The organism is Corynebacterium sp. ACRPZ, from assembly GCF_022346205.1.
GTDB lineage: Bacteria > Actinomycetota > Actinomycetes > Mycobacteriales > Mycobacteriaceae > Corynebacterium > Corynebacterium lehmanniae.
Window position 1 is genome coordinate 1 of record NZ_JAKRMR010000025.1, and the last position, 11370, is coordinate 11370.

The window sequence follows — 11370 nt, forward strand, 5'->3', positions numbered from 1 at the left end:
TGGTGGTGGACGTCGGATTCGCAGTGGAAGTCGGCTTGCCCGACGTCGGGGTTGCTGAGGTCGGCTTCGAGGTGCTCGGCTCGGAAGAACCCGGCGTAGACGGCTTCGTCGTCGGTTCCGGCGTGGCCTGGCCCGAAGTCGGCTGGCCGGGAGTCGGCTTGTCCGAGGTCGGAGTCGTCGGCTTCGGAGCCGACGTTGTGGGCTGCGCGGACGTGCCCTGACCAGACGTCGGCTGACCGGCAGTCGGCTTGGTGGTGGACGTCGGATTCGCAGTGGAAGTCGGCTTGCCCGACGTCGGGGTTGCTGAGGTCGGCTTCGAGGTGCTCGGCTCGGAAGAACCCGGCGTAGACGGCTTCGTCGTCGGTTCCGGGGTGTCCTGGCCAGACGTCGGCTCCGGCTGCGTCGTTACCCAACCGGACGTCGGGGTTGCTGAAGTCGGCTTGTCGGAGGTGGGGGTCGTTGCGCCAGTGGTCGGCTCCGCCGTGGTCGTTTCCGGTGTCGTCGAATCACCTGACCCCTCAACCTGGATATCGATGGTGTCGGTGATGACCTTGGCGTCGTTAGTGATGATCTCGACTTTCGCCTTGCCCGAAGCCTTCGGCGTGCCGGTGATCTTGCTCTTTTCGCCGTCGTAAGTCAGACCTTCCGGCAGGCCCGTGACCTCAACGGAAGATGCGTTCTCCGTGGGGATATCGATGTCCACTGACTCGCCGGGCTTCACCGGTGCCGGATCCGAAACAAAGTCCTCTTCGACCGGTGCGGGCAGGTCAGCAGAGTCGTTGACCGTGATAGTGAACGTCTGCTCCAGCGGGCCGTTGGCGCCCTCAACGACGCTGCCGCCCTGAACCAACTGGGTTTTCACCTCAAAGGTGCCCGCTTCAGTCGGCACACCCTTGAGGAAAATGTGCTTGATATTGCCGAAGTTTCGCACCGTAGGGGTGATGCCCGGAGGCAACGTCGACTCATCGATAGTTAGTCCTGAGTCGTACGTGGCGCGGTTGACGCGAATATCAACGGGATTGATTTCCCTACCGGTCCAGAACACCTTATCACTCTGGTCGACGTAGACCGGCGCGGGCTCGAGCCTGATCTTGGCGCCCTCGACCTTGGTGGAATCGTCCTTGAAAGTGAACTCGACGTTAATCGTGTCGGTCTCGGGGAGCTCAGCGTTTGAGTCCGGGGTGATTGAAAGCTCGCCAGTCTCCGAGTTCACCTCGGCGCCCCAACCTGGGTTCACGCCATCAGCGAGCTTGTAGCTGGTCGGCGGGTACAAGGTCGCCCTATTTACGTTGGGACTAAGGCTGGTTGTCTCGCCGTACTTCACCGTCGTGGTACCCAAGGGGTACCTAACACCCGACCACTCGGCGTCGGTCCTGCCGAAAACCTGCGCCGCCGCCTGCGAAGCGGTCTGCGGGGCTGCAACCGGCTGGACGCCCGTCACCACAAGCGACAGGCCGAGCGCGCACGCGGCTACCGATGTCCCGCGTCGACGCGCGAACGCGCGGTCGTGCTTTCCAGTCATTGCAAGACCCCTTTTCTGAATCTTTCATTTACCGTCGACTGAATCAACAGCCAACAATACGGTTCTCTGCCCCAGTAAATCTATAGCTCGCAAACCCATGAAGACAACACAATTATGGTTTGCAGAGCCGTAAGTCAGCTCAATAGAGGTAAGCGCGGTCCTCTGCCCTGCCACTCCCGCGACCCAGACGGTTTTTGTGCAATCGGTCACAAAAGGCGGAATCGTCATACGTTTGGGCGGGGCACGGTCGATTCGGGCACTAGCAGATCAGCCCACTACCGAACTTGCTTTTCAGTATCACCTGTAACAACACAAACTTGGACGCTTGATCTGCTAGTTGCAGCTTGCACATTGCCTATCGACGCATCCGGCACCCACGCCAACAGCTCCCACCAACATCAAGATCGCTGACCGTCTAGCAGCACCGCACGACCTGCTAGACGATCCGCGAACCGGCTCCGCATTTTCCCAGGTGATGATGAAATTGAGTTTCAGTATCAGGCTGATCGTCTAGTACTCTCCATACGCTGCTAGACGATCAGGCAACAGAGCAGCAGAAAGCCCCGGCGCCAGGTCTCGCGAACTGGTGCCGGGGCTGAAAAGCCGCACTACCCCACGCGGGCGGCCACGGCGGCGGCCTTCTGCGCGATGGCGAGCTCTTCGTTGGTGGGCACGACGAGGACCTTCACCTTGGAGTCGTCGGTGGAGATGATGCGCGGGCCGTCGTTGGGCAGCGCGTTCTTCTCCGGGTCGATTTCGATGCCGTACATCTTCAGGTTGTCCAGGGCGTCCATGCGCACGTGCTGGTCGTTCTCGCCCACACCGGCGGTGAACGTGATGGCGTCGACACGGCCGAGGGCGATCATGTAGGAACCGATGAAGCGGCGCAGCTGGTTCAGGTAGACCATGTAGGCCAGCCAGGCGTTTTCGTTTTCTTCCTCGATCATGGCGCGCAGCTCGCGGAAGTCGTTGACGCCGGACAGGCCCTTCACACCGGACTGGCGGTTGAGCAGGTTGTCGATCTCGTCGATGGACATGCCACCCTGGCGCACCAGGTGGAAGATGATGCCGGGGTCGATGTCGCCGGAGCGGGTGCCCATGGCCAGGCCGGCCAGCGGGGTCAGGCCCATGGAGGTGTCAATCGGGTGGCCGTTAGCCACGGCCGACGCGGAGGCGCCGTTGCCCAGGTGCAGCACGATCTGGCGGGTGTGCAGCGGGTCGCGGCCGATCAGCTCCGGCACCTGGGAAGAGACGAACTCGTGGGAGGTGCCGTGGAAGCCGTAGCGGCGAATCAGGTTCTGCTCCGCCACCTCGGCGTTGATCGCGTAGAGGGCGGCGGCCGGCGGCAGGTCGCGGAAGAAGCCGGTGTCGAACACCGCCACGTGCGGGATGTCCGGCAGCAGGGCGCGGGCGACCTCGATGCCGTCGATGTTGGCCGGGTTGTGCAGCGGCGCCAGCGGGATCAGGTCGCGGATCATGTCCACCACCGGGTCCAGGATCAGCTCCGGCTCGGAGAAGACCATGCCGCCGTGGACGACGCGGTGGCCTGCGGCGACGATGTCGAGTTGGGTCGGGCCGATGCCTTTGGCGTCGAGAAGCTTGAATGTTTCCTGCAGGCCGTGCGCATGCGTGGGCACGGCCTTTTGCACGACGAACTTCTGGCCGTCGTGCTTGATGGTGATGCGGCCCTGCGGCTCGCCGATCTGCTCGACCAGGCCGGAGACGAACGGGTCCGCGGACGCGTCCGAGGTCGGGTCGACGATCTGGAACTTAATCGAGGAGGAACCGGAGTTAATGACGAGTACGTAGGACATCTACTTCGCCCCCGCCTGGATCGCAGTGATGGCCACGGTGTTGACGATGTCCGGCACGGTCGCGCCGCGGGACAGGTCGTTGACCGGCTTGTTCAGGCCCTGCAGCACCGGGCCGACCGCGAGCGCGCCGCCGGTGCGCTGGGCGATCTTGTAGCCCGCGTTGCCCGCCTCCAGGTCCGGGAAGATGAACACGTTGGCCTGGCCAGCAACCGGGGAATCCGGGGCCTTCTTCTTACCGACGCCCGGGTCGCAGGCAGCGTCGAACTGCAGCGGGCCGTCGATGGCGATGTCCGGGGCGAGCTCCTTGGCCTTCGCGGTCGCCTCCACGGCGCGCTCGACGTCCGGGCCGGAGCCGGAGGTGCCGGTGGAGTAGGACAGGATGGCCACCTTCGGGTCGATGCCGAACTGCGCGGCGGTCTGAGCCGACACGGCGGCGATCTCGCCGATCTGCTCCGCGGTCGGGTTCGGGTTCACGGCGCAATCGCCGAACGCCCACAGGCGGTCCTGCATGACCATGAGAAAGACCGAGGACACCACGGACGCGCCCGGGGCGGTCTTGATGATCTGGAACGACGGCTTAATAGTGTGCGCGGTGGTGTGCGCGGCGCCGGAGACCATGCCGTCGGCAAGCCCCTTGTGCACCATCATGGTGCCGAAGTAGGACACGTCCTTCATGGTCTCGCGCGCCTCTTCGATGGTCACGCCCTTCTTCTTGCGCAGCTCCGCGAACTCGACAGCGAACTCTTCGGCCAGCTCGGATTCGAGGTGGTTGACCAGGTTCGCGCCGGTCAGGTCCAGGCCCAGGTCGGACGCGCGGCGGTTCATGTCGTCCACGTCGCCGAGGATGGTCAGCTCCGCCACGCCCTGCTTGAGCAGCTGGTCCGCGGCCTGCAGGATGCGGTCGTCCTCGCCCTCCGGCAGCACCACGTGCTTGCGGTTGGCCTTGGCCTGCTCGACCAGCTGGCGCTCGAACACGACGGGGCTCATCACCTGCCGGGCGTCGGTGTCGGCGAGCTCAACGTCGTCAAGGGAGCCATTGCTTGTCGACGCCACGGTCGCCCCCAACTCCCCAATCCTCGCTACAGCGAGCTTGGCAGCCGCCTCGTCGCCTGCGGCGAGCAGCACCGGGGTGCCAATCGCGGCGGCGAGCTGAGCATCGAAGTTGTAGTCGCCGGTACCCGCGTACAGCGCCGGCTCTTCGGTGACCTGTTCGGAGTTGAAGATTTCTGCCACGCTGTCACCCGAAAGTCGCACCAGGGGCAGCTCCAAGCGGCTGGCAAGCTGCTGCAGATCCAGGCCGTCGAAGGTGCGGTTAGCGAGGGTTACCAGCAATGATTGGCGTTGAGACATGGCTTCACCTTTCGTCGTGGGCAAACATGCAACAGTTTACCGGTGCGAGCCCCGCCAAGACGAACCGAATGGTGTGATCTAATTCTCGCCGGGTTTGCCGTCGATCTTGTGGATTTCCCGGACGGCCTCATCCGTGCGTTGGCGGGCCTCGGCTGCGGAATCGGCGGTGGCGAGGACCAGCGTGCCGTCGCCAAGCATTCGCACTGTAACCTCCTCCACCGCCATGGCCGCAGCGAGCGCGGCCTGCGACGGGTGCCCCTCCAAAAAGCGCACCGCACCCGGGCTGATCAGCGTCGAATCGATGGGCAGCCGCTGCGTGGCGTGCGCCTGGAGGTCGAACTGGTTGATGCGCTGGGTGACGAATGTGACCAGGCCGTCGCGGCTCGGGCGCGGCGTGACCTGCGAGAAGTAGACGTCGTCGCCCGAGACGAACATCTCCACCGAGAAGATGCCGCAGCTGGCCAGCGCGCCGGTGATGCGCGCCGCGATCGAGCGGGCGTTATCCATCGCCGCCTCAGGCAGCGGCGCGGGCTGCCAACTCTCGACGAGCCGGCCCTCCCTGTGGCGGGTGCCAATCGGCTCGCAGAACCACGTGGCCAACTCGCCCGTGCTCGGGTCAATCGAGCGCGCCGCGAGGATGGTGACCTCGAAGTCGAAGTCGATGAAGCGTTCCACTACTGCGCCCTGGCCCAGACCCCGATCGGCGGCGCGCCACGCGTCCGCGAGATCCGCGTCGCTGTGCACGAAGCTAAACCCTTCGCCGTCCTTAGAGGTCGGCGCCTTGACCACGCACGGGTAGCCGATGCGCTCCACCGCGTCGTGCATCTCCTGCGGGGTCGCGGCGAACTCGTAGTCCAGGGTGGGAAGCCCCAGCTCCTCGTTGGCTTGCTTGCGCACCGCCATCCGGTCCGCGGTGTGGCGGCACGCGTCCACCGACGGCGCTACCACCGCGCCGACACGCTCCGAGATCTCCTGAACCGTCTCGATCGTGTCCTCCGCATCGCCCGAGGTGACCATAATCCCCGGGTAAAACACCTCCGCAATGCTCGCGGCGCCGATGCGGGTGTCAAAGCCCATGCGCTTGTAGGCCTGCTCTAGGTCCAGCGCCATCGCGGACTCGCCCAGGATCAACGCGCGGCGCGGCATCTCCGCCGGTTCCTCGCTGGCAGTGGGCGCGGCGGGGACGGTGGGGATAGCACCCGTGTCGTCGGCGGAGTGGTCGGTGGGGTGCTCTGCAGAGTGCGGAACAGTCATGGGAACGAATTATCCCACAGTTATGGATGCAGGCTGGTACGCAAACGCGTGAGCTGGGTAAATACCCCTCTAGTCCTGAGCCGGCGTCAACGCTCCCACAAGGTCAGACACCTGCTGTCGACGCCGGCGGAACGGGAGGGGGCGCTCGCCCTGCACCGTCAAGTTTTCTGCGAATCTATCCAGCTCGCTATTCGTCTCTTCCTCAAACCGATCTGCCAAAAACGCCGCAGCGGATGGACCGAGCAGCTGCCGGACCTTGCGCCCCAGTACAGCTGCCGCCATTCGGTCCGTTTCGCCGATTAGATCTTCATCTTCTACCTCGTCGAAATTGTCCCAGAGAAATTCATCCTCAGCTTCATACCAAGCAAGCACTAAAGCTAAGTCAGTCGCATCTTTGAAGACCCCACCTGAATGCCTGTCCAACCAGGCGTGAAGCTTCAACGCGGCAAACCCAGGCACGGTCGGAATACCAATCTTCATACCGTTGGAAAGAGAAAAGAACTCCCGAGCGTCAAAAACCTCTTGGAATCCGGCAACGTTCATCTCCCATCCTTTCCCCGACGCAACCGTCCCTGGCGGGCGTTCTACAGTCCCAAAGGGAACAACATCAACTGGAAGAGAACCAATGGTGAGCTTCTGCCAGGCATTCGACTTAGACGGAAAGAGTTCCCGCAATGTTTCAAACGGCTTCCATCCATCTACGGCGAGAGCGAGATCCACATCCTCGGTAGTTCTCGCCGGCAAAGTGTCGCGGTACCTCAGCTGGTGTATGTCACGACATTTAGCACCAATGAGCATCACGGCTTCTAAATCGACATGTTCGTTCAGTTCTTCAAACAAGACGCACAACTCTGCGTCTTCAAACTTCGTCACCAGTTCCCCCGATCGTTCATGCGCTGCCGAATCTCCTGAGCAATTTCAGCCAAACGCGGATCCCCCGCTGTCCACAGATCCGCATACAGCAGCGCAAGCGGGACCTGAGGCCGCCCACCTAAACTAGCGGATTCTTGCGCCACTACTAACGCTTGCTGCTGGACTACATCAAGATCCCAGAATGCCTGTCGTAGCGTAATAGTGCCTTCCGGGGAAGAACGGATCCTGCATGCACGTATGATTCGTGCAGCGTCATCCGGGTCTTCGAGGTACAGCTGCACTGATTCTCCGCCGCGAACCAGTTCCGGCACCGCCGCCTCGCCGCTTACCCAGACACCACCAAACTCTTCCTTCAAACGATGAATATCGCCGAACCCGCGGTAGATCTCGATATTCTTTCCTAACCCGGCCGGGAATGCGTCAGCCCACGACTCTGCAAAAGCGTCGAACCGATGACCGGCGAGGGCAAGCTCGGAACCGCGTGCGACCAAGTACCCAGTTTCCGCAAAGAGATTCAAAGCGTTGACAGTGGTTCCGAAAGAGACTCCGGATGCCTTTGCAATATCCCGCACCGACATCGACAACACTTCCGGATAGGACAATATGAGCGCGGCCACCTGCGCACGCTTGGGTGCAAACAGATTTACCGCACGTGTGGACCGGTTTGCTGTCTTCTTTCGGTCCGGCATTTCAGTGCGCCCACGAACATCGATCACCACCTGCCCTTCCCGAAAAAAACAATTCCCTCGGACATCGGCGAAAGCAGTTCCCGAACGCCTTAGGCGTTCTGCAACGGACGGCTGGATCTTCTCCGCAAGCACCATAAACCCGTCTCGCTCCAGGCGAGGCTGCTGCCGTGGACTAAATCCGCCCGTCGTCACAAATACGGGCAATTCAAAGGTCGACGAACCACCTTCCGTATCAACCGCGACGAGCGCATGTCCACACTGGCCACCTTCACAGGGGAAGGTTCTCAGCTTGGAAATACTCAACGGCAGTCTCTGACGCTCTAAAGCTTCGTTAATACGATGCCTCATATCCATATTGAGCAGCATACTTCACAAATAATGATCGATCATTAAAAGTGATCACACGGATCGGGGCGAGGAACTGCGGCGGCCCAACGACGAAGCGCCCCCGCCTCCCAGTGCGGGAAGCGGGGGCGCTCGGCTCGGCTAGGGACCGGGCCCTACTCGGTTACTTCTTCTCGGAAGAACCGGCGTAGGTCTTGCCGGTGGAGCCCTTCAGCTCGAGGTCCTGCACGGAGCTGCCGATGCCGCCCGGGGTGCAGTTGTCGTAGATGATCGTGCCGGTGAGGATGCCGGCGGCGATCAGCGCGAGGCCTGCGCCCACGGTTGCCACGTCCAGGCCGAACTGGCGCAGCTGCTTGTTAATCACCTCGACCTGCAGCGCAATCTCCGGATTGAACACACCCAGCTCCTGCTGGATCCGGGCGTTGGCCAGGCGGATCTGCTCGGAGTACTGCTCCGCCACAGGGCTCAGGCCCGGGATGGCGGTCTGGGTGGCCAGGCCGATCGGGATCAGCGCCAGCAGCGGCAGGCCGAAGCCGACGGAGGTGGCGATGCAGCGCTTGCGCTCATCGTCGCTCAGGCCCGGCTTGGCCGACTTCTCCGGCTCCGGCGCCGGCTTCTCCGGTGCACCCTGGCCCTCGGACGGGGTCGAGTCCGAGTCGAGCGGGTTGGACTCGCCCTCGATCTCGTCGCGGTTGGACACGCCGTCGCCGTCGAAGTCGCCGTTCGGGTCCAGGACGGAGCGGCCGTCCTGGCCCACCAGCTCAAACTTCGCCTCACTGGTCAGCGGGTCCTTCACGCCGTCGAGCGTGATGGTGCCGGTCGCGGACGGGTTGGCGATGCCGTCGAACTGCTTCACAAAGTCGTCCCAGGTGGTCTTGCCGGTCGGGAACTTCTCGGTGAAGGAGTCCTGGAGCTGCTCGTTCGTCGGAGCCTGGCCGGTGATCACGCCGGAGGTGCCGTCGATAGTAAAGCTCCAGTTGTCCGCGCCCTCGGAGCCTTCGACCTCGGCGCCCACCACTGCGGCGGTGAGGTCCTGGCCCGCGAACGGATCCTTGGACGTGCCCTTCTCGCCCGGCTTCACCGCGGTGGCGTCGCCGTAGTTCGGGGCGACGATGTTGACGCGCAGGTCGTAGCCGTCCTTGTCGGTGACGCGCTTGCCGTCCTTGTCGCGCACGGCCGCGAAGGCCTCGCGCGGGTCGGTGCCGGCCGGCACAGTCACCTTGATCTCGCCGGTCTCCGGGTCAATCTCGACGACGCCGCCCTCGATCTCCTTGCCGGAGCGGTCCACGAGCTTGCCGGTGTAGCCGCCGTCCTTGTCCGGGTTGTCCACGCGGCCGACAACGTGCGCGTTGCCGTCAGCGGGCACATCCGGGGTGGTCACGGACGCGGCGTGGGAGCCGTTGTCGTCCGCGTTCTTGGAGTGGCCGTCCACCGGCACCTCGGCCTCGACTGCACCGTTGGGCAGGTTCGGGTCGGTGACGGTGACGGTGATCGGGCCGTCGACATCCTCGCCCGGGGTGACAACGACGTTGCCGTCCTCGTCGATCTTGGCCGGGATCTCCTTGCCGTCCTCGTCCACCGCGGTGACCTTGGTGTCCTCAGACGGTGTGATGCTGCAGCAGGCGCACGGTGAACAACGCAGTAGCCCCTGCCCTCCCGCACGGGAGAACAGGGGCTACCTAAGCCGGACTAGACGGGGCTACTACTTCTTGTCAGCAGCCTGCTCGTTAGCCTTGTCATCCTTCTTGGAAGAACCAGCGTAAGTCTTACCAGAAGAACCCTTCAGCTCAAGATCCTTCACAGAGCTGCCGCCACCATTCGGGGAGCAGTTGTCGTAGATCAGGGTGCCAGCCAGAATGCCAGCCGCGATCAGCGCCAGACCACCAGCAACGGTGCCAAGGTCAGTGCCGAACTGCGCCAGCTGACGGTTCGCAGCATCCACCTGCGCGGCAATCTCCGGGTTGAACAGCCCCAGCTGCTGCTGGATACGGGTGTTCGCAGCCTGCAGCTGCGCATTCGCGTCAGCCACGACGTTGGACAGACCCGGAATCTCCATCTGGGTAGCCAGACCCAGCGGGATCAGCGCCAGCAGCGGCAAGCCGAAGCCGAGGGAGGTAGCGACACACTTGCCGGTGTCGATGCCGACCTGCTCGGTGGTCGAGTTGCCAGCGCCGTCGGAGACGATGACCTTGTCGCCAGGCTTGAGCTCGACATCAGACGGAACCTCAATGGTCCACTTGCCGTTCTCATCGGTCGTAGTCTCAACCTTCTGACCACCCGGCAGCTCAACAATGATCTCCTCGTTCGGACGATCACCCGTACCGGAGATGGTCTTATCACCCGGCTTGATCGGGTTCACGGTCGGCGGAGTGATGTCCTTGACCTCGCCCGCCTCGACGGTGGTCTCGGTCTTGTTGCCGTCACCATCGGTGACGACGACCTTGTCGCCCGGCTTCAGCTCAACATCAGCCGGAACCTCAATGGTCCACTTGCCGTCCTTATCGGTCGTGGTCTCAACCTTCTGACCACCCGGCAGCTCGACGATGATCTTCTCGTTCGGACGGTCGCCCGTACCAGAGATCGTCTTGTCGCCTTCAGTGATCGGATTGACAGTGGGCGGAGTGGTGTCCTTGACATCGTCGCCCTCAGACGGCTTGGAGGTCCCGTCAGCCGGGTTGGTGCCCTTCTCGATCTCCTCCTTGTTGGTGTAGCCGTCGCCGTCGAAGTCGCCCTCCGGATCCAGCAGGGGCTTGCCGTCCTTGCCCAGCAGGTCGAAGTTCGCGTCGACGCCTTCGTCCTTCGAGTCATCCTCGTAGGTGAAGTCCACCGTCACGGTCGGGCGAGCGTACGGGGTGAAGGTCTCGACGAACTTCTCCCAGCTCTTGTCAATGGTGGGCAGCTGCTCGCCGACAGCCTCGCCAACCTCTGCCATCGTCGGTGCGGTTGCCACGATGACACCGTTTTCCTGCATCTGGAACTCCCAATCCTGGGAGCCGTCCGATGCCTTGGAATCGATGTTCTTCAGTGGCGCATCTTCCTCGCCGAACGGGTTGTTGGTTGCCTTGTTGCCGTCAACCGTTACCTGGGTGAGCTCCTCGTAGTTCGGATCGAAGGTCTCCGCCTGGGTCGCATCCGGATCAGTGACCGTCACCGTGACGGTGTCGATAACCTTGCCCTCCGGATCCTTCACCTCAACGACAATCTTGTCGCCCGGCTTCGCCTCCTCAGACGGAGTCACCGTGATCTTGCCGCTGTCATCAATCTCAGCGGTGCCCGGACCCTCAGTGACATCAACGGTCGAACCCGGCGTGAACTCACCTGAGTTCGGATCCTTCTCGATCTCTACCGGCTCACCCGGAGTAGTGGTTGCGTCCTTCCAATCCGGGGTCTTTGCCGGCTCGTCGACGGTGACAGTGACATCAACGGTGTCCGTCGTGCCGTCCGGGTAGGTCACATCCACCGGAACAGTGATCTTGTCACCCGGGTTTGCATCCTCCGGCACCGGAACAGTGATCTCAGTGAT

The 11370-nt window shown here is 62.9% G+C and carries 7 protein-coding genes and 1 pseudogene; all 8 read right to left on the reverse strand.

Features of this window, described 5'->3' with window-relative positions; translation table 11 throughout:
• Positions 1–1522, reverse strand: a pseudogene (locus tag MHX64_RS11630) (hypothetical protein); the annotation flags it as partial.
• A 608-nt stretch (positions 1523–2130) separates the two neighbouring features.
• Positions 2131–3336 (reverse strand): acetate kinase, encoded by a 1206-nt coding sequence (locus MHX64_RS11635; protein ID WP_239357601.1) that lies wholly within the window; start codon positions 3334–3336, stop codon positions 2131–2133.
• Positions 3337–4686, reverse strand: a complete 1350-nt coding sequence (gene pta / locus MHX64_RS11640) for a phosphate acetyltransferase (protein ID WP_239357602.1) — start codon at positions 4684–4686, stop codon at positions 3337–3339.
• Between the two features lie 78 nt (positions 4687–4764).
• Positions 4765–5940 carry an ATP-grasp domain-containing protein gene (locus MHX64_RS11645; protein WP_239357603.1) on the reverse strand — a complete coding sequence of 392 codons (1176 nt, stop codon included), beginning with the start codon at positions 5938–5940 and terminating at the stop codon, positions 4765–4767.
• A gap of 69 nt (positions 5941–6009) precedes the next feature.
• Positions 6010–6813 carry a hypothetical protein gene (locus MHX64_RS11650; protein WP_181889142.1) on the reverse strand — a complete coding sequence of 268 codons (804 nt, stop codon included), beginning with the start codon at positions 6811–6813 and terminating at the stop codon, positions 6010–6012.
• Positions 6810–7868, reverse strand: a complete 1059-nt coding sequence (locus MHX64_RS11655; RefSeq protein ID WP_239357604.1) for a type IV toxin-antitoxin system AbiEi family antitoxin — start codon at positions 7866–7868, stop codon at positions 6810–6812. Before MHX64_RS11655 ends, MHX64_RS11650 begins: the two co-directional genes overlap by 4 nt.
• Positions 7869–8010: 142 nt before the next feature.
• Positions 8011–9426 (reverse strand): hypothetical protein, encoded by a 1416-nt coding sequence (locus tag MHX64_RS11660; RefSeq protein WP_239357605.1) that lies wholly within the window; start codon positions 9424–9426, stop codon positions 8011–8013.
• Positions 9427–9549: 123 nt separating this feature from the next.
• Positions 9550–11370: YPDG domain-containing protein (locus MHX64_RS11665; protein ID WP_239406333.1), on the reverse strand; the 1821-nt coding region annotated here is incomplete at its 5' end.